Here is a 25,887-nt window from a genome sequence, read left to right on the forward strand (position 1 = left end):
AGGGAGAGATCATGAGCAGTGTAAAAATTTGCATGACTGTACTTCTTGTAATTAATACCTGGACAGATATCCGAAAAAAAGAAATCTGTTTACCGGTGCTCTTTATATTCCTGACAGGCGGGATCCTGTGGCGGATCAGGCAGGGGCTTCTCTGGCCGGCAGGGATTATTTCCATGGGAATCGGAGTATTTATAATTTTGACCGCTTTGATCAGCGGAGGAATGGTCGGATTTGGAGACGGATTGTTGATACTGACAATGGGCTCTGTGCTGGGAGCCGGAGAACTGGCAGGGATCCTCTGTGGTGCATTATTGTTGTGCGGAATCTACTCAGGCATTGAGTATCTTATGCTAAAAAAGAGTCGAAGTGAGGAAATTCCTTTTGTACCGTTTCTGCTGATCGGATATTTGGGAGGGATATTTTTGTGAGAAAAATAAAAAAGGGGAGCTTTACAATAGAAGCTGCATTGCTCATGCCTCTGGTGCTTATGATACTGATCGGAGTGCTGTATCTGGATTTTTTTGTACATGACAGAGCATATCTCACTGCGGCAGCTTATGAGGCAGCAGTCAGCGGCAGTATGGAAGGATATAAAAAGAAAGGGAACATATATGAAAAGGCGGATATACAGGGAAGAATGCTGGGAGATATCGGGCTTCCGGGAGGAGAGAATCTGAGCATGCAGACAAATGCAGGAAAAACTGTGAAAGTAACTTACAGACTGGAAGTACCTGCCGGGTTCCTGGGGCAGAAATGGAAGCTGGAAGTCAGTGGTAAGGCAAAGCCTCTGCGGCCTGTGGGATGGATTCGCAAGGTAAAAGGAACTGTGGATATGCTGGGAGAGGTGACGCCATAAAATGAGAACGGAATATAAAAGAGATATGAATCATAATTATCTGATCCTGACAGGAGATGAGAGAATCGATACAGATTCTTACCAGGTAAGGATGATCGTGGCCAATGCTGTGCCTGATCTTCTTCAGTGTCGGATACAGGGAATCGACGGAAAATTCATGGTGTATTATGATATAACTTCCAGGCATTCCATGACTGCGCTTTTTGAGGAAAAAAAGATGGATCTGGAGTCGCTTCAGGTGATACTGGGAGGATTTATACAGATCATGGAAGAAATGTCCGAGTATCTTTTGAATCCCTGTCAGCTGATCCTGGAACCGGAATATATCTATCTGGATGCGGAAAGAAAAAGTGTCCGATTTTGTTATCTTCCGGGATTTCATGGGGAAATACAGAAACAGTTTCAGAGTCTTGCGGAGTATATCCTTCCAAAGCTGGATCATGAAGACGGAAAAGCGGTCATGTTGGGATATAATGTATACAGACGTGCACTGGAGGACAGCTTTCATCTGGAATACATCAAGGAAGAGTTATATAAAATATGTAACAGCGACGAGGAAGATTTTTCTTCATATGAAAAAAAGAAAACAGTGGTCCAGGAAGAAAACAGGATGACAGAGGAGGAAAAAGCAGAGGATCTGTGGCAGGTGGAAGGCTGGGAAAGAGCCAGTGTGTCCGGAAATGAAAAACAGAAAAAATCTTCAGCGGACTCACAGAAGCGAAAAACAAACAAAATATGGAAGCCAGTGGCTGGATTTGGTGCAGCATTGGTGCTTCTTCTAGGAATTACGGCAGGAATGGCCGGCGGATATATTCCAAGAATAAGCAAAGAAATTTTTCTTCTGGGAATTCTTGCAGCAATGATACTGGGGATGCTGAGCTATATTCTGATCAAAAAAGTCTGTGGAAAAAAGAAAAAACTGGATACGCCGGTGCCTGAGCAGAAATATGGTGCGGCGGAAAAAGAGGCAGCTGTATATTCTGAAGATCAGAAAGAATCTGGTACGCTGTCAGGGAGCAATGCCGGTGACAGCAGAAAAGAACTGGAAAAGATCAAAAAAAATATCCCGACAAAAGCGGAAGATTTTTTAGATGGATTTGGTGAAACAGTAGTTCTTTCGGCAGGTGCATCCAAAGGTCCTGCTACATTAGTGAGCCGGGAACCGGGGGAATTGGCTACCATTTATTTGGAAAAAGATATCACAGTGATCGGAAAACTGGAAACTGCGGCGGATGCAGTGATCAATATACCAACTGTCAGCAGGATCCATGCCAAGATCCGAAAAAGGGAGGGGGCATATTATCTGGCAGATCTGAACTCCAGAAATGGGACTTCTGTAAATGGACAGCTTCTGAAAACAGGAGAAGATTATTTGCTGGAGGATGAGGATGAAGTCGATTTTGCACAGGCCCGTTATATTTTTTTGAAATAACAGAGCGAAAAATCCAGTTTTGTATCGTATTAATATGGGACCGTAGGTTGTCCGCCTGATGAAAATCTGTTAAAATAATGAAATAAATTCAAATTTTCAGATTATAACAGCGAGTTATGGGAAATATTTCCGGAACCGCTGTGGAAAGAGGCCGGAATTGGAAGAAATAAAAAAAGAACCTGTGACAGTTTTACTGATCCTCATAAATACGCTGATCTTTCTTGTGGTGGAATTTACCGGCGGCTCGGAGAACGGGCAGCATATGCTGGAATGCGGTGCTGCTTATGCACCGCTGATCCTGGAACAGGGACAGTGGTATCGGATGTTTAGCAGTATGTTTCTGCATTTTGGTGCGCCGCATCTGATCAATAATATGTTGGTTCTGTTTGTGCTTGGCCAGAGGCTGGAACCGGTAACAGGAAAGATAAAATTTTTTCTGATCTATATATTTGGTGGTCTGGGCGGAAATATGCTCTCTTTGTTTTTTGATATGTATGCAGGAAACGCTTCTTTATCTGCAGGAGCTTCCGGAGCTGTTTTTGCAGTCATGGGCGGTATGATCTATGTGATCATACGGCACAGAGGAAGAGTGGCGGATCTGACTGTCAGACAGATGCTGATCATGGCCGCATTTTCACTGTATTTTGGATTTGCAAGTGAAGGCGTGGATAACGTAGCGCATATAGGCGGTTTGTTGAGTGGTTTCCTGATCGCTGTAATTCTTTATCATCCCAGAAAAATATGGAAAACAGTTCCCTGACCGGGAGCGCTCTCAAGCGTGATGTCTCCACTGTGTGCCTGAGCGATCTGTTTTGAAACAGCAAGGCCAAGGCCGGTCCCGGATTCTTTGGTTGTAAAAAATGGCTGAAATATCGTAGCCTGCTGTTCCTTTGAGATTCCACATCCGTTATCCCGGATATCAATGCGGATGCCGGAATTTTCCGGAATGACAGAAAAAGAAATCTTTCCTCCGGGAATAGGAACGGCTTCCCATGCGTTTTTCAGAAGATTCAGAAGCATCTGCCGGACACGGATCCGGTCAAGAGCCATCGATGGCAATGAATCCGGAATATCTGTTTCAAGTGTGATCTCCAGATAATCCAGAGTAGGTTTTATGGAGGAAAGGATCGTTCGGAGGTAGCTGCAGGTGTCAATGTTTTCTCTTTTGACATGGCCTGCATTATTAAATGCAGAAAGTTCATCAAGAAGTTCTTTTACATAATCAAGATTATCCATAACATCATCCCAGTGCTCATATTCTTTGACCTCAGGATGTGCAGATGCGATCATCTGGAGTCCGCTGTTAATAAGAGTCAGAGGATTCCGGAGTTCATGTGAAAATTTTGAAAGTGTATAATGAAAATCGTTTTTAAATTTACTGACTGTAGTATCGTTGCACATATTATCACCTCGAAAAAATATTAACATCAGAAATTTCAAATATCAACAAGAACAGTATTGAAAAATTCGAGAAAATACGACAAAATAAGAATATAGATAAAATAATTTTGCAAACAAGGAGGACAAAATAATGGGAGATTGCATATTTTGTAAAATCGCAAATGGAGAGATTCCATCAGCAACACTTTATGAGGATGAGGAATTTCGCGTGATTCTGGATCTGGGACCGGCAAGCAAAGGACACTCATTGATCCTGCCGAAAAAGCATGCAGCGAATATTTATGAACTTCCGGATGAGACTGCTGGAAAAGCAATGATCCTGGCTAAAAAAATGGCAGGAAAGCTGAGAGATGCACTGAACTGTGATGGATTTAATGTTGTGCAGAACAATGGAGAGATCGCAGGACAGACTGTGTTTCATTTTCACATGCATCTGATTCCGAGATATGAGGGAGATGGTGTTGGTTTAACCTGGAAACCCGGAGAACTCAGCGATGAGGTGAGAGATGAAATCTTAAAGAAAATTAAAGAATGACAAATAGCCACTAAAGAGGAAAAATGAATAATCAGACATTTGAAGAGTTTTATCTTAAATACCGAAAAATATCCAGAGGGTATGCGTATGGGGTTCTCCATGACTGGAGTACTGCTGATGATGTCAGTCAGGATGTACTTTACAAAATGTATACTATAAAGGATGGCCTGAATATTGATAATGAAAAGATGATGTTTTCTCTGATCAAGAGGGCATCTATGAATAAGGCTTTGGATTATATAAAGAAATCAAGCTCCAAGCATGAGTTTGTCTGTCAGGAAGAAGTGCGGCATTTCTGGAAGAACAGAATTCGGTCGATGCGGAAGAGGTATTTCTGCGTAAAGAGAAGAAAGAATTTATGTATATGGTGCTGAGAAGATTTCGAAAGGAACAGCCGATAAATTATGAGATCTTAATTCAGGTCAAATATCTGGAGATTTCCGTTGAAACAGTTGCAGAAGAATATGGTCTGACGAAAAGTGGTGTCAATAACAGGATATATAAAGCGAAGCGCTGGCTGCAGGAAGAATTTCGCAAAGTATACGAATAAAAGAAAACCCTGCCAGCCCGGAAGGGAGTGGCAGAGTTTTCATATGGCTGTTGTGGAAATATAGTCAGGCTCTGGCGCATTCTTCAATAAGATCAGTGATCTTACTGATGGAATCTACCTGGCCGTTTCCTGCCATAGCATCTGTATATTTCTGATGATCGGTATAGAGCTGGCGGATGGTTTCCAGAAGCTTTTCTTCTGTAATCTCCTCTTCTTCCAGCACTTTACTGAAGCCCTGGCGTTCGAAGGATCGAGCGTTAAGGATCTGGTCACCACGACTGGCTTTGGCAGAAAGCGGGATCAGAAGATTTGGCTTATGAAGTTCGCGGATCTCACAGATTGCGTTAGCGCCTGCGCGGGAGATCACGATATCAGCCATGGCAAACAGATCCGGAAGCTCGTCCTGGATATATTCATACTGGACGTATCCGGCAGTACCGTTGAGAGATTCATCGGTTTTTCCCTTTCCGCAGAGATGAACAACCTGGAATTCCTTCAGAAGTTCAGGTAGGATCTTGCGGACATTATCATTGACAGAAGCAGCTCCCAGACTACCACCGATAACCATAAGTATCGGTTTGTCAGCAGTGAAACCACAGAATTTACGACCGTTTTCCGCATTTCCGGAAAGAAGTTCCTGGCGGATCGGAGTTCCTGTAAGAACTGCTTTGTCAGCAGGAAGATTGGCGACTGTCTCAGGAAAATTACAGCAGATTCTAGATGCAGAAGAGAGACAGAGTTTATTGGCAAGACCTGGAGTCATGTCGGACTCGTGGATCAATGCGGGGATTTTTAAACGTTTGGCCGCGATTACAACGGGAACCGTAACGAAACCGCCTTTAGAAAAAACAACGTCCGGTTTCAGCTCTTTCAGAATCTTTCTGGCCTGGCTGAATCCCTTCAGTACACGAAACGGGTCAGAGAAGTTTTTGAGATCGAAGTAACGTCTCAGTTTTCCGGATGAGATTCCATAATATGGGATTCCAAGTTCTTCGATCAGTTTTTTTTCGATTCCTTCGTAGGAACCGATGTAGGAAATCTTATAACCAAGCTCCCTGAGCTTTGGAATCAGGGCAATATTTGGAGTTACATGTCCGGCAGTACCACCGCCGGTAAGTACGATGTGTTTCATTTGGATTCCTCCTGAATAGTCATATACTATCATTAAATATGAACTCTAACGGAGGAATTGTCAAGGAAAGATAGGATTACAGGAGAAAAATAATGGAAAATTTCAGGGATGCCGAACTGAAAAAATGGTTGGCAGAAGAATATGAAAAAGAAACCGAAGAGATGGAAAAAATCCTGTTTCCAGATGGAGTGATTCCTGATGATGGAGAAACAGAAGAGGAGGCAAAGGCTGCTTATCAGAGGCTTGTAGAAAAACTGAAAGCAGATGGTGTTTACAAAGAAGACGAAACTGACAGTATTAAAACTGATGATCATAAAGAGAATGTAAAAATCGTTTATCTGCCCGAAAAGAAAAGTCATAAAGCAGCTCGCGTAGCGGCAGCAGTACTTGTATGCTCAGCCGGTATCTTCGCCGCAAGCATGACCAGCCAGGCGAACAGGAGGTATTTTATTGATTCTGTGAGGTATTGGGTTGGACATGATACGAAGATTGTGGTAGATAATGATAGAACGAATGAGAAAGAATGTGAAGATGAGCAAAAGGCAATTGATGATATAGAAAAAGAGTTAAGTGTTGATATTCCACGCTTTTTATATCGGCCTGAGGGACTTGAATTCAAAGATTACAATATAAGTAAAGATTTTGAATATGCTTTATTGCAGTATGATTATAATGACACAATTATGACATTATATATTAATAAATATGATAAGGAAACCAAAAGTACTGGTGCGAGTTTAGATGGAAAAGAAATAGAAACAATCAAATTACCGGAGGGAGAAGCGAGCATTCAGGTGAAAAGAATAATGGCTAAAGGAGATAAGAAAGCCAGTTATGTTGCATATTGGAATAATTCCACAGAATTTTATCAAATAGAATCCCAAATGGAAGAAAAGGAGTTTATAAAATTAATCAAAAATATAAAATTTTGACGAGATAATGTTTTTTTTTCATCGTATATATAATGTAATGAAAGTTTAAAGGAGAAAGGCATTATATGAAAGAGAAAATGAAAAGAATAATAAGCATGTTGTTTTTGGCATGTTGCTGCAGTATATTATTTGTAGTTCCTGCAATGGCAGAAGGCTTATCAGATGATTTTTCAGTGGAAACAGATACGGATGGAGATTATGCAGAGGATACGACTTACAGTGTTCTTAGAGGCAATAACTTAAGTTTTGGAACAACAACGATAAAAAAGATGGCAAGTAATAAAGTTGGAATCTCTGGAATAACTCAGTGCCATCATGTATGCAGTAAAGTTTATTTGGATGTTTACTTGGAAAGAAAGGTAAATGGAACATATTCTACATATAAAAGCTGGAGTTTTACAGCATCAAACGCAAGTAATTTAGTTAAAGATCTTACGGTAATCGTACCAAAGGGTTATTACTACCGTGTACGAGGCTATCACGCAGCTAAAGATGGCAGTAAAGAATCAACCACAACCTTAACCAATGGTATTCTTGTAAAATAATAAATCAACAAAATAACACACCCCCCAGCGATGCCACTCCCCCAAAAAAAATAAAAAATCCAGTAAACTTTACATTACCTTCGCTGGGGAATGTCTAAAAATTCTGAATAATATCAAAAAATCTAAAAAAATCCCCTTAAAAAAAGAAACATTTTTCACAAAAAGACTGTCAAAAAACATATATTTCGTGTATAATAAATACAATAACAAACCGTTAATAAACAAAAAGTCGATTATTTCTTCTTGGAATTGTATATCACAGCGTTTCTGGACGATCGGATATCACAGAGAGATCCTTCAGGCTTTTTTGATATGGAAATTTCAGAACGTGGGACGGAAAAGGGGGCTTGTGCATGAAGATAACATTTATCGGTGCTACGCATGAGGTGACTGGAAGCTGTTATTATCTGGAAGCGGCAGGACGGAAGTTTCTGGTGGATTATGGAATGGAGCAGGGACCGGATTATTATGAAAATAAGGAGCTTCCGGTGGCTCCGGGTGATCTGGATTTTGTGCTTCTGACACATGCACACATGGATCATTCCGGAAATCTTCCGGCCTTGTATGCAAAAGGCTATCAGGGGCCGATCTATGCGACAGAGGCAACTTGTAATCTCTGCGATATCATGCTTCGTGACAGCGCACATATCCAGATGTTCGAGGCTGAGTGGAGAAACCGAAAGGGGCGGAGAGAAGGAAAACCGGAATTTATTCCTGCATACACGATGGAAGATGCCATGGGTGTGCTCCGGAACTTCGTCAGATGCCCATATGATAAGATCATCAAACCGGCAGAGGGAATCGAAGTAAGATTTGTGGATGCAGGACATCTTCTTGGCTCCAGCAGTATTGAAGTCTGGATGACGGAAGAGGACAAAACAGAAAAGATCGTTTTTTCCGGCGATATCGGAAATATCAATCAGCCGCTGATCAGGGATCCGGTATATATCCGAGAGGCAGATTATGTTGTGATGGAATCTACCTACGGAGACCGCAGTCATGGAGAACGTCCGGATTATCCGGCAATACTGGCAGAGATCATCCAGAGGACCTTTGACAGAGGCGGCAGTTTGGTAATCCCGTCCTTTGCAGTAGGCCGTACTCAGGAAATGCTGTATTTTATCCGACAGATCAAAGAACAGGGACTGGTTCACGGCCATGATGGTTTTACGGTATATGTAGACAGTCCCCTTGCCAATGAGGCAACTACGATCTTCAGTGAGAATGCATATACCTGCTATGATGAGGAAGCAATGGATCTTTTGAATAAAGGTATCAATCCGTTATCCTTCCAGGGATTGAAGACCTCCGTTACTACCGATGATTCCAGAGCTATCAATTTTGATGAGGACTGCAAGGTGATCATTTCCGCCAGCGGTATGTGTGATGCTGGTCGTATCAAACATCATCTGAAACACAATCTGTGGAATCCCAGAAATACCATTCTTTTTGTTGGATACCAGGCTATCGGAACTCCGGGACGGGCATTATTGGAAGGTGCTGTGGAGATGAAGTTGTTTGGTGAGACTGTGCAGGTAGCTGCTGAAATATGCAAAATGCCGGGAATCAGCGGTCATGCTGATGTAAACGGACTTATAGAATGGGCGAAAGCCTTTGAGACGAGACCAAAACACGTATTTGTTACGCATGGTGATGATACGGTGACGGAGATTTTTGCCCAGAGGCTTAAAGAAGAGCTTGGGTATGATGCAACAGCACCCTTTAGTGGAACTGAATATGATCTTCTGGAGAACCGGTGTATCCATGAGGCTGTCGGTGTTCGGATCGTAAAGGCAACTGCTTCGCCGAAAACAACCAAGGCTGCCCGTGCATATGAGAAGCTGCTGGCTATGGGACGTCGCCTGATGTCCGTGATCCGGAAGAATGAAGGTTGCCCCAATAAAGATCTGGATCGTTTTGCAAGAGATATCCAGTCACTGTGTGACAAGTGGGATAGAACGGACATTTAACCGGATAACAAAGATAACATTGAAACAATTATTTTGTCAGATCATTCTAAAATCACCCTGCGGAAATTTTTCGCAGGGTGATGATAAATACGATATACAAAATAAGATTATGTGAGATCAGCCTTCGTTCAATGCCTGGCGGATGGCTTTTGCAAGCTGATCCGGACATGAAGTTGGTTTGAATCCGCAGCGGATGCCTTCCAGACGGGAGATCACTTCATTTGCATCCATTCCCTCTGCAAGCTGTGCAACACCCTGTGTGTTTCCGGAACATCCGCCTGTAAACTTGATATTGTGAACTTTTTTATTATCGTCGATCTCGAACTCAATTCCTTGAGCACAGACGCCTTTTGTCTTATAAACCATTCTGGTTACCTCCTGTTCTGTTTATTTATCGATTATAGCATCTCTCAAAAAAAGTTTCCATAAAAAATAAAATTTGTTATAATGAACAATGTAGAAAAAGAAAAAGATACTGCTGAACGAAAAAAACTGTGAAATTCAGCGGGATATCATATTGAAAGAGAGGATTTACAGATCATGAAATGTGTTGGAATCATAGGAGCAATGGAACAGGAAGTAGCAAGACTGAAAGAGGTTATGGAGAATGTATCCATTACTACCAGAGCCGGAATGGATTTTTATGAGGGTGTTCTGGAAGGAAAGAAGGTAGTTGTGGTACAGTCCGGGATCGGTAAGGTAAATGCCGGCATGTGCACCCAGATCCTGGCAGATCTCTTTCAGGTGGAAGCGGTGATCAATACCGGTATCGCAGGAAGCCTTAACAATGATATCAATATTGGAGATATCGTACTTTCCACAGATGTTCTTCATCATGATATGGATGCAACCGGATTCGGATATCCGAAGGGACAGATCCCGCAGATGAAAGAGTTTTCCTTCCAGGCAGATGAGTGCCTTCGTAAGATCGCACATGATGTATGCGAGGAAGTAAATCCGGAGATCAGGGTTTTTGAAGGAAGAATTGCTTCCGGAGATCAGTTTGTATGTGATCAGGGTGTAAAAGATAATATTGTAAAGGAATTCAGCGCCTATGCTGTTGAGATGGAGGGCGCAGCGATCGGACAGGCAGCAGCTCTTAACGGGATTCCATTCCTGATCATCCGTGCTATCTCAGATAAAGCAGATAATAGTGCAAACATGGATTATCCGGCTTTTGAAAAGCTTGCAATTGAGCACAGCGTACGTCTGACCCAGGGAATGCTGAAACGGATGGCCTGATCGGAACTTTGGAGGGAACCGTCATTTTTCTTCTGCATATACTGTAAGAGATAGCAGAGAGAGGACAGCAGAAGAGTTATGATCTATCCAGATTTTTATCCGTTTTATGCTACACAGGGAAGTCCTGGTTTTTATAATGAAGAGAGAGAACAGGAAAAGGAATTTGATCTGATGAGATCATACTATCCGGATACAGCCCGAAGGATCCAGGAAAAAGCGGAAGCACAGTGTCAGCTTTTGGATTATGAGGGAAGCCGGCTGTATGATGAATATCCGGATCGTTTCATGCTCTATCACATCTGTCACCAGGTGAAAGGACAGATGGAAGGAGATACCAGTGTACAGGAGATTCCAGGAGGGTTCCTGGATGATCTGATCGAAGTGCTGGTGTATCAGGAGATTTCCAGACGAAGATGCAGGAGGAAAAGGTGCAGAAAATGTTTCCGCACTGAGTATTAAAATGGCGGTTTACCCATGAACGATACAGTGATACTGGCAGAAGCGACCAAAACTGGTTCGCACAACATCTGTCCATATACAATAAAACAAAAAGTGAATATAATGGAAGTATGATGAAAACAATAAGGGAATTTTTAGAAGAACAGATTAATGAACAGCTGATACAGGCTGTTGTCAGTGGCCGCAGGACTGGCGAGGGACCTTCCAAGGTGAAGCTTCGTCCTGTGGAGCTGAAGGGTCAGATTTTTTACCAGGCGTCCATGACAGAAGGGACGAAGGTTTATCATAAGAATTTTACCAGGGAAGAGATGATCGCTTATCTGGAGCATGCCATGGAGGAATTTCGTCAGCTTCAGGCAACCGGACGCAGTCAGGATGGAAGTATCCTTATCAGCAAGAAAGGGAAAGCAACCATCAAAACAAAACAACACGGGCCTGCACAGAATGAGAAGATAAAGATCGCTCCTCATAACCGGGTGAAACAGTACATTCTCAGAGAGGGAACGGCAGCTCCGTTTCTGGTGGATCTGGGAGTTATGACAAAGGATGGAAAGATCGTTGCTTCCAGATATGACAAGTTCAGACAGATCAATCGTTTTCTGGAGTTTATCAGGGATATCCTTCCGAAGCTTCCTAAAGACAGAGAGATCACAATCCTGGATTTTGGCTGCGGAAAATCCTATCTTACTTTTGCTATGTATTATTATCTCAGAGAACTGGAGGGTTTTGATGTAAACATCATAGGGCTGGATCTTAAGGAAGATGTGATACGGCATTGCAGTGAATTGGCCAGATCTTATGGTTATGACAAGCTGCATTTTTACCAGGGAGATATTGCAGGGTACGAAGGCGTTTCTTCTGTGGACATGGTGGTGACACTTCATGCCTGCGATACAGCAACAGATTTCGCTCTGGCCAAGGCAGTGGAATGGGGGGCTCAGGTGATCCTGTCTGTTCCATGCTGTCAGCATGAACTGAATCGTCAGATCCGAAACGAAATGCTCCAGCCTGTTATGCGTTATGGGATCCTGAAGGAAAGAATGGCAGCTCTGATCACAGATGGTCTTCGTGCCGAGCTTCTGGAAAGCAAAGGATATGAAACCCAGCTTCTTGAATTTATCGATATGGAACATACACCAAAGAATATTCTGATCCGCGCAGTAAAAACCGGAAAGAAAAAGAGCAGGGACAGTTTTTCGGATACCATGAAGGCTCTTCATGTGGCTCCTACCCTGGACAGGCTTCTTTATCCGGAAGAGTCAGCCTCACAGAAGGGAGAATGACATGATGAAGATCCTACGTAAGGGAGTGATACTGCTGGTGATCTTTGTGGCAGTAGTAGCCGGGACCTCATTTCTGATGAACAGTCAGTCTACAGATAACCGCTCAGATATGAACGATGCCACACTTCCGGAGGTTATGGTAAAGATCGGAAGTACCCAGGCAAATAAGATGTATGGATACAGACAGCAGATGCAGACCGATTTCATGAGAGGAAGTATTACTCCGCTGGATACGACCAAAAAAGTGTCGTTTGAGATCAACCCATATGCTGATACAGTAACAGGGCTTGCTTATGAGGTACGGACTTCAGATGGAAGCAAGGTTATGGAGAACCGTAAGATCAAGAATCTCACGAAAGAGGACAACGGCTGTTTAAGTACAGAGATTGAGATCGGCAGTGACCTTCGCATGAACCAGGAGTATTCCATGCAGATCACGCTGGATACCAGTGAGGGGGAAGTTTACTACTATACAAGAGTGGTTTCCAGAACCCAGTTGAATACAGAAGCGTATCTTCAGTTTGTCAAGGATTTTTCCACAAAGTGTCTGGACAAGGAACAGGCAGATACGCTGACCGGATATCTGGAAGCGGAGGATATTTCCGGCGGAACGAATTACAATAATATTTCCATCAGTTCCGGACTTTCCAATATCAGCTGGGGATCCCTTTCTCCGAAGCTCTACATGGAAGGCGTTCCGCTGATCGATGATATCAATGAAACGACTGCAAGTATCACGCTGGATTATCAGGTTTCCGCACAGGATGATGAGGGTAAAACCGAAATTTATGATGTTACGGAATTTTACCGTATGCGTTATACAGAAACAAGGATCATGCTGCTGGATTTTAAACGTTCTGCAACGAAGGTATTTGATCCGTCTCAGCAGGTAGTTTCCGATGCAGGCCTGCTTCTGGGTGTCCGTGACAAGAATGTCACCTATGCTTCAGACAGCAGTGGAAAGATCGTTGCTTTTGAGCAGGATGGGGATCTCTGGTCTTATGCACCGTCCAGCGGAAAGATCACAAGGATCTTCAGCTTCCGCAAAGAGGAAGATAACGATTCCAGATATGTACGCAACGAACATGATATCAAGATCATCCGAGTGGCAGATAACGGGGATGTGGACTTTGTATTGTACGGTTACATGAACCGTGGTGTTCACGAGGGATACAGCGGTGTCTGTGTTTATCACTACAACAGCGACCGTAATGTGGTAGAAGAAAAAGTATTCATACCAAGTACAGAATCCTACGAGTTCCTGAAGGAAGATCTTGGAACACTCACTTATGTAAACAAAAACAATCAGCTGTTTCTGCTGTTTGCACAGAAGCTGTATCAGGTAGATATTGAGACAGGAACCTCACAGGTTCTGGAAGAAGGGATCAAACAGAACCATTTTGTTGTGTCAGATACCAAGGCACATGCAGCATGGCTGATCGAATCCGGAGATGATGCAGGGAAGATCCGGGAAATTGAATTTGATTCTCTGAAAACAAGAGATATTTCGCCGGAAAGCGGAAAAAATCTGAGAGCTCTGGGATTTATGAATGAAGATCTGGTATATGGGATCCTTTCCGATGAAGACATTCTTACGGATGCCAACGGACATGAAACAGAGGGAATCAGTACATTCCGCATTGAAAGCTTTAAAGGAAAGGTGAAAAAAGAGTATCGTCAGGATGGCCTTTATATCACCAACGTAACGGTTGGCAGTACCATGATGGAGTTTGAACTTTCTGCAAAATCGGGGAATGCTTATACAGTCCAGAAAAAGGACAATATCATGAATAACAAAAAAGCATCCGGAAGCCAGATAGATGTAGCATTGATCACTACAAACCGTGCAGGAACGCTGATCCGCCTGACCATGACTCAGAAACCGGAGACAGACAGTCCGCTGCTTGTTTGTTCCAAGATCGAGAGTACTGAAGACTCATCGGTAACATTGGATACTACCGTTCCACAGGGAGAACTTTATTATGTTTATGCATATGGTTCTCTTGACCGTATCTATACCGATCCGGCTGCAGCTGTGAAACGCGCGGATGCGCAGACTGGAGTGGTACTTAACCGTGCGCAGCAGTATGTCTGGGAACGTGGAAACAAAAAAACAAAGCTCCAGATGAATATAGAGGATGTACCGGAAAGTATACGTACAGCCAACTGGAAGAAAAAAGAACTTCAGGATAGCCTTGGTGATATGGGAACGGTGATCGATCTGACCGGCTGCACTCTTGACAATGTTCTTTATGAGGTCAGTGCCCAGAGACCGGTGATCGCCAAGACAGGAGAAAATTCCAGTGTGGTGATCGTAGGCTATGATGAATATAATACCTATCTTTATGATCCGGCAACAGGGCAGATCAGCCCGTATGGAATGAATGACAGTACAGCGCTGTTTGAGAGTGCCGGAAATGTATTTCTCACCTATATAGAAAACGTCATAGAGTGATGCTTACAGAGCAGGCCGGATGAAGGCCATGGGGTTACAGCAGGATGGCAAGACGGGAGTTCCCGTTTGGCATAAATCGGAAAACAGGAAAAAAGTTCCTGTTTTCCGGGAAAAGCGCGACAGGAAAGGGGAAAAATCAATGTTAAGTGAAAGTATTAAAAAACTGGTACAGTATGGGGTGGAGAGTGGTATTACTCCAGAATGCGAAAGAATTTATGCAACCAATCTTCTTCTGGATGTCTTTGGGGAAAGCGAATATACAGAACCGGAGATAGAGTATGCTAAAATCAATCTTGAGGAGACTCTGAACGAACTTCTTGATGAGGCTGTAAAGAGGGGCATCATCGAGGACAGTATTGTGTACAGAGATCTCTTTGATACAAAACTGATGAACTGTCTGATGCCGCGTCCTGCCCAGGTGCAGAGAGAATTCTGGGATGCTTATAAAGAAGATCCGGAAAAAGCTACAGATTATTTTTATAAGCTGAGTCAGGACAGTAACTATATCAGACGTTATCGCGTAAAAAAAGATCAGAAATGGACAGTAGACAGCGAATATGGCAAGATCGATATCACGATCAACCTGTCCAAGCCGGAAAAAGACCCAAAGGCTATCGCAGCTGCCAAGCTGGTAAAATCCAGCAGCTATCCAAAATGTCTGCTTTGTCCGGAAAATGAAGGCTATGCAGGAAGAGTCAATCATCCGGCAAGGGAGAACCACAGGATCATCCCGATCACCATCAATGACAGTCCATGGGGCTTCCAGTACTCTCCATATGTTTACTACAATGAACATTGTATCGTATTTAACAGTCAGCATACTCCGATGAAGATCGAGAGAAATACATTTATCAAGCTGTTTGATTTTGTAAAGCTGTTCCCACATTATTTCCTTGGCTCCAATGCGGATCTTCCAATCGTAGGAGGTTCTATCCTCAGCCACGATCATTTCCAGGGCGGGCATTATACCTTTGCCATGGCGAAGGCAGAGATTGAAAAGCATGTGACGATCCCGGGATATGAAGATGTGGAAGCCGGCATTGTAAAATGGCCTCTTTCCGTACTGCGTATCCGCAGCAAAGACGAGACGAGACTGATCGATCTGGCAACACATGTACTGGCAGGCTGGAGAGGATATACGGATGAGGCTGCATTTATCTTTGCAGAAACAGACGGAGAGCCGCATAACACCATCACACCGATCGCACGTAAAGTGGGAGATACCTTTGAACTGGATCTGACATTACGTAACAATATCACAACAGAGGAGCATCCGCTGGGGGTTTATCATCCGCATGCATGCTATCATCATATCAAGAAAGAGAATATCGGTCTTATCGAAGTTATGGGACTCGCTGTTCTTCCGGCACGTCTGAAAGAAGAGCTGGAGCTTCTTGAAGAATACATTTTAAGCGGCAGGGACATCGCTTCCAATGAGAAAATCGAGAAACATGCTGCATGGGTTGCAGAATTTCTACCAAAATATGAGAAACTTGATAAAGATAATATCCAGGAAGTCCTTCGCAGGGAAGTGGGCAATGTATTTGTTCATGTACTGGAGGATGCCGGTGTTTATAAATGCACACCAGAGGGCAGGGATGCATTTATGAGATTTATCAATACTCTGTAAAAAAAAGTACGGAGGCACCCGGGGATGGATATGTATTTCAGGAGGAGTTTGTTTATATGAAAAACAGAGAAAAAACCGGAAAGGCCTTTCGGATAAAATGGCTTTTGCTGGCACTTGTGGCAGCTGCACTGATCTTTGTGCCGGCTGCATCGCATAAGGTGTCGGCGGCGAAGCTTGTTTATACCGTTAAGTTCAATAATAATTCAGGGACCAGCAAAAGTAAGACGTATACCGCACTGACACGGAACGTGACATTAAATACTACGATCCGGCTTCCGGCAGTACCCAAGGCTGTGGGATATCAGAATCTCGGATGGACCACACGGAAGGGGAGCAGTAAGGTAGTATATAAAGCAGGTGCCAGCGTAAAGGTCAGAAAAGATATGACTCTGTATGCGGTCCGCAGAAAGAGCAGATACTATACCGTAAACTTCTATCTTGGAAATGGAAGCACCAATTCCGCATATAAGAAGCTGCAGAAAAAAGTAGAAGAGGGTACATATTACACATTGCCTGCAGTTCCATCCAGATCGGGATATGTAAATCTTGGCTGGTCAACAGCAAAGAACGGCAAGGCATCTACTGCAAAAAAAGTAGGAACGAAGATTAAAATCTCCGGTAATATCAGATACTATTCCGTACAGATGCAGTCAGTAAAAGTAAATCTCCGCAAGGCAAACGGAACCGTATGGAAGACAGTAACACTTGGAAAGGGCGGTTACCTTAAGCTCCCATCTGTATCCAATGCGACAGGTTATACGTTTATGGGCTGGTCTAAGACCAGACGGACCGGTTCTTCCACAGATCCGGATTATGAAGCCGGTGAACTTCTGCGGATCAGCAAAAACACCAATCTGTATGCGACGGTATTTAACCGTGCACTGGAGAAGGAAATCAGTTCCGATGAGATGGCTCATCCGGCGATCGGTATGATGTACAGTAAGGTCATTTTTGTGGGAGATTCCCGTACTGCAGGAATACAGGCGACACTGAAAAAACAGATGAGCAGTTCTGTAACAAATGGGGTTTCTTTTGTTGCAAACCCAGGAAAGGGCTTGAGCTGGTTCCGGGATACAGGATATGCACAGCTTATAGAAGAGATCGACAAAACAGAAGGTTTCAAACCAATCGCCGTTATCTTTAATCTGGGTGTCAATGACCTGGGAAATGCAGGCAATTATGTCAGCTATATGACCAGTATCGCATCCACATTGAAAAGTAAGAACTGTAAGCTCTTTTACATGTCTGTAAACCCGATCAACAGTACCATGATCACAAAAGCAGGAAGAGGCGCCCGTACAGAGGCACAGGTAAGAGAATTCAACAGCAAGATCCGTTCCGGTCTTTCTCTGGATTACAAGTACATCGATATGTACAGCGTACTTATGAAAAAAGGCTACGGGACCAATGCTTCCTACAATGGCACAGACGCTGACAGTGATGACGGACTTCACTACACAACAAAGACATTCAAGAGGATCTACTATTACTGCATTACTTATCTCAACACAGGAAGTATCAACGCATCTTATTATTAATGGTATAACAGACAGAAAAATCCCGTCTGCCGGAGACATTCCGCCAGGCGGGATTTTTCTGTTCGGCGGCCCGCTATTTTTCTGTCCGACAGGGCAATTACTCCTTGCACGAACCATGAGAATAGTCTATACTTAATTCGATACGGACGTTTGGAGGTCCGCAGGGACGTGTGATCCTGAATATGAGGAATGAGGTATAGATTATGAAACTGACAACAGTGAAAGAGATTTACAGAAACCGTGAACAGTATCTCGACAAAGAGATCACCGTAGGTGGATGGGTACGAAGTGTTCGTGATTCCAAGGCGTTTGGATTCATCGTACTTCATGATGGAAGCTTTTTTGAAACTCTTCAGATCGTATATCACGATAACATGGAGAATTTCGCAGAGGTTTCCAAGCTGAACGTTGGAGCGGCCATCATTGTTAAGGGAACGCTGGTAGCTACCCCTCAGGCGAAGCAGCCATTTGAGATCCAGGCAACAGAGATATCTGTAGAGGGAGCTTCCGCACCGGATTATCCACTTCAGAAGAAGAGACACAGTCTTGAATACTTAAGGACTATGACACATTTAAGACCGAGAACAAATACTTTTCAGGCTGTATTTCGTGTACGTTCTCTCTGTGCATATGCGATCCATAAATTTTTCCAGGAGAGAGGCTTTGTCTATGTGCATACACCGCTGATCACAGGAAGTGACTGTGAAGGTGCAGGAGAGATGTTCCAGGTAACAACACTGGATCCGAAGAATATTCCGCTGACAGAGGATGGAAGTGTTGATTATTCACAGGATTTCTTCGGAAAGGAGACAAACCTTACCGTAAGCGGACAGCTGAACGGAGAGACTTATGCACAGGCATTCCGCAATATCTACACATTCGGACCGACCTTCCGTGCTGAGAATTCCAACACTACCCGTCATGCAGCTGAGTTCTGGATGATCGAGCCTGAATGTGCGTTTGCAGACCTTCAGGACGCTATGGAGCTTGCAGAGGCTATGCTGAAATACGTGATCCGTTATGTCTTTGAGAATGCACCGGAGGAAATGAACTTCTTCAATTCCTTCATTGACAAGGGGCTTCTTGACAGACTGAACCATGTGCTTAATTCTGAATTTGCACATGTGACCTATACAGAGGCTGTTGAGATCCTTGAGAAGAACAATGACAAATTTGATTACAAGGTATTCTGGGGATGTGATCTTCAGACAGAGCATGAGCGCTATCTGACAGAGCAGGTCTACAAGAGACCGGTATTTGTTACAGATTATCCGAAGGAGATCAAGGCATTCTACATGAAACTCAACGAGGATGGAAAGACAGTTGCGGCTATGGACTGTCTGGTGCCGGGAATCGGAGAGATCATCGGAGGAAGCCAGAGAGAGGATGACTACGACAAGCTGAAAACACGTATGGATGAGCTGGGTCTGAAACCGGAGGATTACGATTTCTATCTGGATCTTCGTAAATATGGTTCCACACGTCATTCCGGCTTTGGTCTTGGATTTGAGAGATGTGTCATGTACCTTACAGGTATGGGCAACATCCGTGACGTGATCCCATTCCCGAGAACTGTAAAGAACTGCGATCTTTGATCAGAACACTTTTGCACAGCAGGACGTTCTGTGCTCCTGAGATCAGAGAACAGCAGGGAGAAATTGGCAACAGGTATTGATATGTGTGACTGACACACAAGGGAGAACATTATGAGATTTATTCATCTTGCAGACGTGCATCTGGGCGCGGTTCCCGACAGGGGCTGCCCGTGGAGCAAAGAGCGGGAGGAAGAAATCTGGAGCACTTTCCGCCGGGTTATTGCGGGCATCCGCGAAGATCCGGTGGATTTGCTATTTATATCCGGAGATCTGTTCCACCGCCAGCCTCTTATGAGAGAGCTTAAGGAAGTAAATTATCTGTTTTCCACCATCCCAGATACCAGAGTGTATCTGATGGCAGGAAATCATGATTTTATAAGCAGAGATTCTTTTTATAATACGTTTGAGTGGAATTCCAATGTTATATTTTTCAGAAGCAGGGAACTGACCTGTGTTAAAGATCCCAGGCTTGATGTCTATGTATATGGACTGAGTTACTATGACCGGGAAATAAAAGACGGACTTTATGATCAGGCTGTCCCTGTCCAGAAAGAAGGAATCCATATTCTGCTGGCCCATGGCGGCGATGAGAAGCATATTCCTCTCAGTGCAGCAGCTCTGGCGGCGTCAGGCTTCGATTATGTGGCGTTAGGGCATATCCACAAGCCGCAGATCCTGATCCGTGACCAGGCGGCCTTTTCCGGGGCTCTGGAGCCCATTGACAGGAATGATACAGGGGAACATGGATATATGGAGGGACGACTGATCAACGGAAGGATCCGTACAGAGTTCGTTCCCTTTGCCTGTCGTTCCTATCAGCAGCTGGTAATGACACTTCACGAGGAAACTACACAGATATCTCTGGAAGAAGCGGTAAAATCCCAGATTTTCCGCAGAGGAGGAAGGAATATCTACAGGATCGTTCTTCAGGGAATGCGTTCGCCGGATCTTCTTCTGATCCCTGAGAAACTGAAAAGTCTTGGAAATGTTACCGATGTTGTGGATGAATCCTGGCCGGCGTATGATCTTGGTGAGCTCTACAAACGCTACAGCGGTACTCTGATCGGTGATTATATCGGCTATTTTCTGGCCAAAAAGGGTATGGATACCGTGGAAAAAAAGGCGCTGTATTATGGGCTTCAGGCATTGCTTGAGACAGGCAGCCGGCGATAAAGGGGCAGCACAGGAGGATAGCATAAGATGGTTATCAGACGTTTAAAAATAAAAAATTTCGGGAAGATCCGGGACAAGGATATGGAACTTTCACCTGGGATCAACGTACTTTACGGTGAAAATGAGAGTGGAAAAACTACCACACATACATTTATCCGCTCCATGTTTTACGGCGTTCGCAGACTGCGAGGAAAGGCTGCTCTGAACGATACATATACAAAATATGAACCGTGGGAAAATCCGGCAGAATATGGTGGGATCATGTGGTTCACAAGCAAGGGGAAGAAGTATCGTCTAACCAGGAATTTTTATAAAGAAAAGAAGCTGGGAGAGCTTCTCTGTGAAGATGATGGCAGCCTTGTGGATGCGGAACAGGGAGCTCTTGGGACTATTCTGGGAAATGTAAGTGAGGCAGTTTATGATAATACGGTGTCTGTGGCACAGCTGAAAAGCGTTACAGGAAAAGATCTCGTACGTGAACTGCAGAATTACATGGCCAGCTATCAGGGAACCGGTGACAGTTCCATTGACATGGGACGAGCCATGCAGATGCTGAAAATGTCCAGAAAAGGATATCTGACAGAAGCGGCTCGGCGAAAAAAGGAGCTGGAAAAGGAAAAAGAAAAGATTTCCGCAAACATGGAATATATCCGCAGAGAGATCCGTGAACTGGATGAGAAGCGTGATCGGATCATGCAGCAGCAGGACGGGATGAACATAGGGACCAGAGAACGGAGTACAGAGGATCTTCTTGAGCTTCGGATCGATCGTGTAAAAAGAAGGCGGGAGCTGACAGATGCAGTTCTGGCAGTTGTGCTGCTTGGCGGGATTGCCGGTACCGGCTGCCTGGCAGCCTTTTCCGGGCAGGTTATTTTCAGTGTTCTGGCAGGCGTGGCAACTGCGGCGATTTCTGTAGCGGCATTGTTTTTTCGCATACGGCTCAGCAGGGAGCTGAATAAGAGAGAACGTCAGAGAGAGCGCTGGCATTCCAGACATGAGGAGCTGACCTGGAACCGGAACAGTCTGGACAGTGACTACGAAGAGAAGCATACAGCGCTGGAGAACCTGCAGGCAGAGTTGACGGAATGTGAAGAAAACACAGAAGTGATCACTCCGGAGGAAACGGAGATCCAGGCGCTGAATATGGCCATGGAGACGATTGAGGCACTTTCCGGAAACATTACGGATCAGGTAGGGGTCCGTCTGAAAAAACGTACATCTGAGATATTAAGTGAGATCACCGGTGGCAGATACCAGGAGGTTCTGATGGATGAGGCACTGCATATGTCTGTGAACACAGGGGAGCGTATCGTATCCATTGAGAGACTGAGCCGCGGGACACTGGAGCAGATTTATTTTGCCCTTCGTATGGCAGCAGGAGAGCTTTTCTGCAAAGAGGAACCGTTCCCTGTGATCCTGGATGATGTATTTGGCATGTATGATGAAGAACGTCTTGCAGCGGCTCTCAGGTGGCTGCATAAAGAAAACAGACAGGTGATCATAAGTACCTGCCATAAAAGAGAAATGGAGATCCTGGATAAAGAGAGGATTCCCTATCAGAAGCTTCCTATGTGAGCTTTTGCAGGAAGATTTCAGCATAAAGATCAAAAGCAAAGCAGACAGCAGATGCGGATCATGGATATCCGTCTGTTACAGAAATATAAAGCGGCTGCGCTTTCTGAGAGACTGTTATATCGTTCTCAGAAGGTGCAGCCGCTTTGCGTGCGTTATGATTTATTTATTTCTCATGCTGGCTCATGTAATTTGTTACGCAGCGTTTGATTCTGTCTACCGGATTCAGGAGGTGGCTGACAGAGGTATCATGGTTCAGCGTATCAATGATCAGAGCAATATATTTGCTCATATCGCAGCTGATGTAGTATGGCTTCTCAAGAAGCTCCGGTGACTGATAAACCAGGTTAGTAGTAAGGAGCTTGTCGAAGTAGCCCTTCTTGTAAGCATCGTCAAATTTATCAAGACCATCGGTAAAGAATCCGAAGGTAGAGCAGATGTAAACTCTGCCTGCTCCTTTCTCTTTCAGGAGAGACGCGATCTTAATGATCGTATCACCGGAGGAGATCATATCATCGATCAGGATCATATCCTTGCCCTCGATCTTTGGTCCGAGGAATTCATATGCTGCGATCGGATGACGGCCGTTTACATATCTTGAGTAATCCAGACGTTTATAGTACATACCCATATCAACACCGAGGACATTGGCGAGATAGATCGCACGGTTCATGCTTCCTTCGTCCGGGCTGATCGTCATGAAATGATCCTTGTCGATATGAAGTCCCTTTTCATTATTAAGAAGAGCCTTGATGAACTGGTAGGATGGCTGTACAGTCTCAAAACCATGAAGAGGAGTCGCATTCTGTACACGGGAATCATGTGCATCAAAGGTGATGATATTCTCAACACCCATATCGATCAGCTCATGAAGTGCATTGGCACAGTCAAGAGACTCTCTTCCGACACGTTTGTCCTGGCGACTCTCATAGAGATATGGCATGATCACGTTGACTCTGCGGGCTTTTCCGCCTACAGCGGCGATAACACGCTTCATATCCTGGAAATGATCATCCGGGGACATAAGATTCGTGTAAGGTCCGATCGGATAGGATAAGCTGTAATTTGTCACATCTACCATTACGTAGATATCATCACCGCGGACAGATTCGTTGATGGTGCATTTACCCTCACCGGAGCCGAAACGTGGAGTTTTGGCGTCAATAATGTAAGAATCGCGCTTGTATCCCTCGAATGCAAAGGAGTCCATTCCAGGATACTGTCTTTCGGCACGCCATTTGACCAGCCAGTCATTCACCTTCGCGCCTAATGAGCTGCAGCTCTGAAGGGGAATCAGTCCAAGTCTTCCTACCGGGAGTGTGGAAAAATCTTTTGTATTTACCTGTGCCATTTTAATTTCCTCCTAAAAATATTTTCTGTATACGGATGTCCTTCCCGATCAACGATATCATCTGATAGTTGCTGGCAATTCGGGAAAATGTTCTCTCGGAATAGGTATCCGAGAAATTTTTGAGCGTCAGATTCGTGGAAATGATCGTGGATTTCCTGCGCATGATCCGCTCATTGAGACAGAGAAAAAGCTGTGAAGATACGAAACTGTTGGTAAGCTCCGTTCCCAGGTCATCAATGATCAGAAGATCACAGTCATAGATCAGTTCCTCGTCTGTGCCGGTATCTTTTCGGGAAAAAGAATTCGCAGCCATCATATCAAAAAGATCGTAGGCGGAAAAGTACAGGACACAGTGGGTGGATCTGAGAAGCTCTCGGGCGATGCAGTGTGAAAGAAAGGTTTTTCCCACACCGGTATCACCATATAAAAACAGGTTTTCAAATTTATGGTCGAAGTTCTGCACAAAGCGCTGTGCAGTGTCATAGGCCCGTCTGGCTGTTTCCAGGGCAGACAGTCCCGTGGCTTCGTTTTTTATTGTAGCAGAATAATAGTCAAATGAAAAGCTGTCAAAATTCTCTTTTTCGAGAATTTCATTCAGATTGGACTGTGCATAAAGCAGTTCGATCTCAGCTTTTTTAAAACAGGTGCATTTTCGGCTGCCGATATAGCCGGTATCCTGACAGTCAGGGCAGGTGTAAGGCATCTCAAGATAGTCTCCGGGAAAGCCGTTTGCAACAAGAAGGGTGATCCGTTCATCGGAAAGCTCCTGGATGGCTGCCTTCAGATCCGAAGTTCCCTTTTCTTCGCCGTTTAAAAGGCGACGGACTTTGTCAGCACTTAAAGTTGCCACCTCGTCATCGATCTCTTTCAGACGGGGGATCTTTCCGTAGGCTTCGGCTGTGTGCTCCTCCAGAATACGGTGGTTCTGTGCCTGCCGGCGGCTGTATTCTCTCATTATAGTATCATATTGAAAATTCTGTAAAGGCATAAAGCGCTCCTTCCAGGTTCTGTTACTGATTATTTAAAAGACGTTTCTCATATTCCGCAAAATCATAATCACGCTGGTGGAAATTATTGAAGCGGTTGCTATTCTGAGGCTGAGTCTGGGGCTGCTTCTTCCTGGAAACGGATTTCTCAAGCTGGCGTTTTTTGTGTGCGGCATCCAGAAGCCGGATATCCTCCAGCGTATGTACGTTTTTCTTTTTCCAGCCGGAGAGGATCTTATCTGCATATTGGAAACTGGGCTGTCCGGTGGAAAGGACAGTACGGCTGCAGGCTTCCTGGATCAGCTCCAGATCAAAACCGTAGGTCTTGCGCCAGGTATCAATGTAAGTGATCTCGTTATCAACAGGATTGCGGCCGCTGATCCCCATAGCCTTCAGGATCGTGTAATAATCCTTGGAAAAACGGGAGCTGGCATCCCGGGCCATCTCGACGGTGGTGATGCCGTCTTTTGCCCAGGCGAGTGCAACAGTTTCAATATAACGCATACTCTTGCGGCCTCTGGAAACACAGTATTCCACCAGATATTCGATGAGATCCGCAGACATATGGAGTTCATCATAGAAAAAAAGGATCTTCTGCATTTCTGTAGGCGTCAGTGTTTTGGTCAGATACTGCTCTGTGATATAGAGAAGCTGACTGATCTCTTCGTTTTGCTTAAGTTCTCTGATCCGGTCAGGAGTGAGACTGAGAATGTAATCAGCGGAGCTTGGGACTCCCGGATCCGCGTTCTCGGAAACGGAAGCAGAATTGCCGGAACCGGTGAAAGTATCCACGGAAGCGCTGCTCTCTCTATGACCGGTATCCGCAAAGGGTTCCAGCAAAGTGATCCCGGAAAGCTTCTGATCTGCAGTATAGGTTAATGCGATCAGTTTCTCACCTTCCCAGTATTTCAGCGCACGGGAAATATCTCTTTCCGTGCAGAAAAGGCTGTCTGCCATATGCTCCAGGCTGAAAGAAGAAGGAGCGGCAGATACCATCCGGAGAAGGTAGATATATACCTTTACGAACTCCCCGTTGGCACGAGGCATGAAATTGTCAATAAAGCGATTGGAAAGAATCGTTACCTCCAGTTCTGAGGAATTCTGAAGTGAAATCAGGCTCATGATCAGCAGCTCCCTTTCTAAAATACAGCAGATATTCAGGTGATATCCCAAAGTCCGCCATGCTAAAAAGGATTATAGCACAACCGCTTTTACTTGAGAATAGTCTATTTTCACAGAAGTTGTGCACC

25 protein-coding genes are annotated in these 25,887 nt (G+C 44.4%); 19 read left to right on the plus strand and 6 right to left on the minus strand.

Annotated elements, in window-relative coordinates; all coding sequences use genetic code 11:
- Positions 1 to 11 precede the first annotated feature (11 nt).
- The 4 genes from NE671_RS06980 (at position 12) to NE671_RS06995 (ending at position 3,048) form a co-directional block, all read left to right on the plus strand.
- Positions 12 to 428 (plus strand): prepilin peptidase, encoded by a 417-nt coding sequence (locus tag NE671_RS06980; protein ID WP_146207138.1) that lies wholly within the window; start codon positions 12 to 14, stop codon positions 426 to 428.
- Complete coding sequence (locus NE671_RS06985; protein ID WP_021652838.1) at positions 425 to 856, plus strand: TadE family protein; 432 nt, start codon at positions 425 to 427, stop codon at positions 854 to 856. Before NE671_RS06980 ends, NE671_RS06985 begins: the two co-directional genes overlap by 4 nt.
- A gap of 1 nt (position 857) precedes the next feature.
- Positions 858 to 2,288, plus strand: a complete 1,431-nt coding sequence (locus NE671_RS06990) for a DUF6382 domain-containing protein (protein WP_110102755.1) — start codon at positions 858 to 860, stop codon at positions 2,286 to 2,288.
- Positions 2,289 to 2,445: 157 nt separating this feature from the next.
- Positions 2,446 to 3,048 (plus strand): rhomboid family intramembrane serine protease, encoded by a 603-nt coding sequence (locus NE671_RS06995; RefSeq protein WP_021652840.1) that lies wholly within the window; start codon positions 2,446 to 2,448, stop codon positions 3,046 to 3,048.
- Here the strand turns inward: NE671_RS06995 and NE671_RS07000 are convergent.
- Positions 3,015 to 3,689 carry a two-component system sensor histidine kinase NtrB gene (locus NE671_RS07000; RefSeq protein ID WP_110102756.1) on the minus strand — a complete coding sequence of 225 codons (675 nt, stop codon included), beginning with the start codon at positions 3,687 to 3,689 and terminating at the stop codon, positions 3,015 to 3,017. The two genes, NE671_RS06995 and NE671_RS07000, sit on opposite strands and share 34 nt — an antisense overlap.
- 130 nt (positions 3,690 to 3,819) lie before the next feature.
- Here NE671_RS07000 and NE671_RS07005 point away from each other — a divergent pair, with 130 nt between their 5' ends.
- From NE671_RS07005 to NE671_RS07015, 3 genes are read left to right on the plus strand one after another with little or no spacing between them, the layout of a single operon-like run.
- Positions 3,820 to 4,224, plus strand: coding sequence for an HIT family protein (locus tag NE671_RS07005; protein WP_015525628.1), 405 nt, complete (start codon positions 3,820 to 3,822; stop codon positions 4,222 to 4,224).
- A 23-nt stretch (positions 4,225 to 4,247) separates the two neighbouring features.
- Positions 4,248 to 4,598, plus strand: coding sequence for an RNA polymerase sigma factor (locus tag NE671_RS07010; protein ID WP_256163809.1), 351 nt, complete (start codon positions 4,248 to 4,250; stop codon positions 4,596 to 4,598).
- Positions 4,583 to 4,774 carry a hypothetical protein gene (locus NE671_RS07015; protein ID WP_256163811.1) on the plus strand — a complete coding sequence of 64 codons (192 nt, stop codon included), beginning with the start codon at positions 4,583 to 4,585 and terminating at the stop codon, positions 4,772 to 4,774. The genes NE671_RS07010 and NE671_RS07015 overlap by 16 nt, the downstream gene beginning before the upstream one ends.
- A gap of 64 nt (positions 4,775 to 4,838) precedes the next feature.
- Here the strand turns inward: NE671_RS07015 and NE671_RS07020 are convergent, their stop codons facing one another.
- Positions 4,839 to 5,906 (minus strand): undecaprenyldiphospho-muramoylpentapeptide beta-N-acetylglucosaminyltransferase, encoded by a 1,068-nt coding sequence (locus NE671_RS07020; protein ID WP_173740384.1) that lies wholly within the window; start codon positions 5,904 to 5,906, stop codon positions 4,839 to 4,841.
- 92 nt (positions 5,907 to 5,998) lie between these two features.
- Between NE671_RS07020 and NE671_RS07025 the strand changes: the two genes are divergently transcribed.
- The 3 genes from NE671_RS07025 (at position 5,999) to NE671_RS07035 (ending at position 9,353) form a co-directional block, all read left to right on the plus strand.
- Complete coding sequence (locus tag NE671_RS07025; RefSeq protein WP_015525631.1) at positions 5,999 to 6,838, plus strand: DUF4367 domain-containing protein; 840 nt, start codon at positions 5,999 to 6,001, stop codon at positions 6,836 to 6,838.
- 65 nt (positions 6,839 to 6,903) lie between these two features.
- On the plus strand, positions 6,904 to 7,383 hold the full coding sequence (locus tag NE671_RS07030; RefSeq protein WP_015525632.1) for a DUF6147 family protein: 480 nt from the start codon (positions 6,904 to 6,906) through the stop codon (positions 7,381 to 7,383).
- 353 nt (positions 7,384 to 7,736) lie between these two features.
- On the plus strand, positions 7,737 to 9,353 hold the full coding sequence (locus NE671_RS07035; RefSeq protein WP_059086203.1) for an MBL fold metallo-hydrolase RNA specificity domain-containing protein: 1,617 nt from the start codon (positions 7,737 to 7,739) through the stop codon (positions 9,351 to 9,353).
- A 117-nt stretch (positions 9,354 to 9,470) separates the two neighbouring features.
- Here the strand turns inward: NE671_RS07035 and NE671_RS07040 are convergent, their stop codons facing one another.
- Positions 9,471 to 9,719, minus strand: a complete 249-nt coding sequence (locus tag NE671_RS07040) for a TIGR03905 family TSCPD domain-containing protein (protein ID WP_110102758.1) — start codon at positions 9,717 to 9,719, stop codon at positions 9,471 to 9,473.
- 174 nt (positions 9,720 to 9,893) lie between these two features.
- On the opposite strand from NE671_RS07040, the gene NE671_RS07045 reads away from it, so the two are divergent.
- From NE671_RS07045 to NE671_RS07085, 9 genes are all read left to right on the plus strand, one after another.
- Positions 9,894 to 10,595, plus strand: a complete 702-nt coding sequence (locus NE671_RS07045) for a 5'-methylthioadenosine/adenosylhomocysteine nucleosidase (RefSeq protein WP_015525635.1) — start codon at positions 9,894 to 9,896, stop codon at positions 10,593 to 10,595.
- 78 nt (positions 10,596 to 10,673) lie between these two features.
- Entirely contained in the window at positions 10,674 to 11,054 is a 381-nt protein-coding gene (locus NE671_RS07050; RefSeq protein WP_015525636.1) for a hypothetical protein, read from the plus strand.
- A gap of 113 nt (positions 11,055 to 11,167) precedes the next feature.
- On the plus strand, positions 11,168 to 12,337 hold the full coding sequence (locus NE671_RS07055) for a class I SAM-dependent methyltransferase (RefSeq protein WP_015525637.1): 1,170 nt from the start codon (positions 11,168 to 11,170) through the stop codon (positions 12,335 to 12,337).
- A gap of 1 nt (position 12,338) precedes the next feature.
- On the plus strand, positions 12,339 to 14,792 hold the full coding sequence (locus tag NE671_RS07060) for a hypothetical protein (protein WP_173740386.1): 2,454 nt from the start codon (positions 12,339 to 12,341) through the stop codon (positions 14,790 to 14,792).
- Positions 14,793 to 14,931: 139 nt separating this feature from the next.
- Positions 14,932 to 16,422, plus strand: coding sequence for a UDP-glucose--hexose-1-phosphate uridylyltransferase (gene galT, locus NE671_RS07065; protein ID WP_173740387.1), 1,491 nt, complete (start codon positions 14,932 to 14,934; stop codon positions 16,420 to 16,422).
- A 56-nt stretch (positions 16,423 to 16,478) separates the two neighbouring features.
- A complete protein-coding gene (locus tag NE671_RS07070) occupies positions 16,479 to 17,960 on the plus strand; it encodes an InlB B-repeat-containing protein (protein ID WP_173740388.1) in 1,482 nt (493 codons plus the stop codon).
- Between the two features lie 203 nt (positions 17,961 to 18,163).
- The gene (gene asnS / locus NE671_RS07075) at positions 18,164 to 19,555 is read left to right on the plus strand and encodes an asparagine--tRNA ligase (protein WP_015525643.1); all 1,392 of its coding nucleotides are present in this window, start codon (positions 18,164 to 18,166) and stop codon (positions 19,553 to 19,555) included.
- Between the two features lie 111 nt (positions 19,556 to 19,666).
- Complete coding sequence (locus tag NE671_RS07080) at positions 19,667 to 20,728, plus strand: metallophosphoesterase family protein (RefSeq protein ID WP_015525644.1); 1,062 nt, start codon at positions 19,667 to 19,669, stop codon at positions 20,726 to 20,728.
- A 27-nt stretch (positions 20,729 to 20,755) separates the two neighbouring features.
- A complete protein-coding gene (locus NE671_RS07085; RefSeq protein ID WP_092072242.1) occupies positions 20,756 to 22,303 on the plus strand; it encodes an ATP-binding protein in 1,548 nt (515 codons plus the stop codon).
- A 163-nt stretch (positions 22,304 to 22,466) separates the two neighbouring features.
- Here the strand turns inward: NE671_RS07085 and NE671_RS07090 are convergent, their stop codons facing one another.
- Genes NE671_RS07090 through NE671_RS07100 form a run of 3 tightly spaced genes read right to left on the minus strand, consistent with a single transcriptional unit; the run spans position 22,467 to position 25,759 of the window.
- A complete protein-coding gene (locus NE671_RS07090) occupies positions 22,467 to 23,651 on the minus strand; it encodes a ribose-phosphate pyrophosphokinase (protein ID WP_015525646.1) in 1,185 nt (394 codons plus the stop codon).
- A 1-nt stretch (position 23,652) separates the two neighbouring features.
- The gene (locus tag NE671_RS07095; protein ID WP_015525647.1) at positions 23,653 to 24,639 is read right to left on the minus strand and encodes an ATP-binding protein; all 987 of its coding nucleotides are present in this window, start codon (positions 24,637 to 24,639) and stop codon (positions 23,653 to 23,655) included.
- A gap of 22 nt (positions 24,640 to 24,661) precedes the next feature.
- On the minus strand, positions 24,662 to 25,759 hold the full coding sequence (locus NE671_RS07100; protein WP_256163814.1) for a DnaD domain protein: 1,098 nt from the start codon (positions 25,757 to 25,759) through the stop codon (positions 24,662 to 24,664).
- Between the last annotated feature and the right edge of the window lie 128 nt (positions 25,760 to 25,887).

Source organism: Blautia sp. DFI.9.10, from assembly GCF_024461705.1.
Taxonomy (GTDB): domain Bacteria; phylum Bacillota; class Clostridia; order Lachnospirales; family Lachnospiraceae; genus Blautia_A; species Blautia_A fusiformis.

Excerpts from the sequence above, each read along its gene's own strand:
- NE671_RS06980 (WP_146207138.1), top strand. The coding sequence starts at position 12 with ATGAGCAGTGTAAAAATTTGCATGACTGTACTTCTTGTAATTAATACC.
- NE671_RS06990 (WP_110102755.1), top strand. The coding sequence starts at position 858 with ATGAGAACGGAATATAAAAGAGATATGAATCATAATTATCTGATCCTG.
- NE671_RS07000 (WP_110102756.1), bottom strand. The coding sequence starts at position 3,689 with ATGTGCAACGATACTACAGTCAGTAAATTTAAAAACGATTTTCATTAT.
- NE671_RS07005 (WP_015525628.1), top strand. The coding sequence starts at position 3,820 with ATGGGAGATTGCATATTTTGTAAAATCGCAAATGGAGAGATTCCATCA.
- NE671_RS07010 (WP_256163809.1), top strand. The coding sequence starts at position 4,248 with ATGAATAATCAGACATTTGAAGAGTTTTATCTTAAATACCGAAAAATA.
- NE671_RS07015 (WP_256163811.1), top strand. The coding sequence starts at position 4,583 with ATGTATATGGTGCTGAGAAGATTTCGAAAGGAACAGCCGATAAATTAT.
- NE671_RS07020 (WP_173740384.1), bottom strand. The coding sequence starts at position 5,906 with ATGAAACACATCGTACTTACCGGCGGTGGTACTGCCGGACATGTAACT.
- NE671_RS07025 (WP_015525631.1), top strand. The coding sequence starts at position 5,999 with ATGGAAAATTTCAGGGATGCCGAACTGAAAAAATGGTTGGCAGAAGAA.
- NE671_RS07030 (WP_015525632.1), top strand. The coding sequence starts at position 6,904 with ATGAAAGAGAAAATGAAAAGAATAATAAGCATGTTGTTTTTGGCATGT.
- NE671_RS07035 (WP_059086203.1), top strand. The coding sequence starts at position 7,737 with ATGAAGATAACATTTATCGGTGCTACGCATGAGGTGACTGGAAGCTGT.
- NE671_RS07040 (WP_110102758.1), bottom strand. The coding sequence starts at position 9,719 with ATGGTTTATAAGACAAAAGGCGTCTGTGCTCAAGGAATTGAGTTCGAG.
- NE671_RS07045 (WP_015525635.1), top strand. The coding sequence starts at position 9,894 with ATGAAATGTGTTGGAATCATAGGAGCAATGGAACAGGAAGTAGCAAGA.
- NE671_RS07050 (WP_015525636.1), top strand. The coding sequence starts at position 10,674 with ATGATCTATCCAGATTTTTATCCGTTTTATGCTACACAGGGAAGTCCT.
- NE671_RS07055 (WP_015525637.1), top strand. The coding sequence starts at position 11,168 with ATGAAAACAATAAGGGAATTTTTAGAAGAACAGATTAATGAACAGCTG.
- NE671_RS07060 (WP_173740386.1), top strand. The coding sequence starts at position 12,339 with ATGATGAAGATCCTACGTAAGGGAGTGATACTGCTGGTGATCTTTGTG.
- galT (WP_173740387.1), top strand. The coding sequence starts at position 14,932 with ATGTTAAGTGAAAGTATTAAAAAACTGGTACAGTATGGGGTGGAGAGT.
- NE671_RS07070 (WP_173740388.1), top strand. The coding sequence starts at position 16,479 with ATGAAAAACAGAGAAAAAACCGGAAAGGCCTTTCGGATAAAATGGCTT.
- asnS (WP_015525643.1), top strand. The coding sequence starts at position 18,164 with ATGAAACTGACAACAGTGAAAGAGATTTACAGAAACCGTGAACAGTAT.
- NE671_RS07080 (WP_015525644.1), top strand. The coding sequence starts at position 19,667 with ATGAGATTTATTCATCTTGCAGACGTGCATCTGGGCGCGGTTCCCGAC.
- NE671_RS07085 (WP_092072242.1), top strand. The coding sequence starts at position 20,756 with ATGGTTATCAGACGTTTAAAAATAAAAAATTTCGGGAAGATCCGGGAC.
- NE671_RS07090 (WP_015525646.1), bottom strand. The coding sequence starts at position 23,651 with ATGGCACAGGTAAATACAAAAGATTTTTCCACACTCCCGGTAGGAAGA.
- NE671_RS07095 (WP_015525647.1), bottom strand. The coding sequence starts at position 24,639 with ATGCCTTTACAGAATTTTCAATATGATACTATAATGAGAGAATACAGC.
- NE671_RS07100 (WP_256163814.1), bottom strand. The coding sequence starts at position 25,759 with ATGAGCCTGATTTCACTTCAGAATTCCTCAGAACTGGAGGTAACGATT.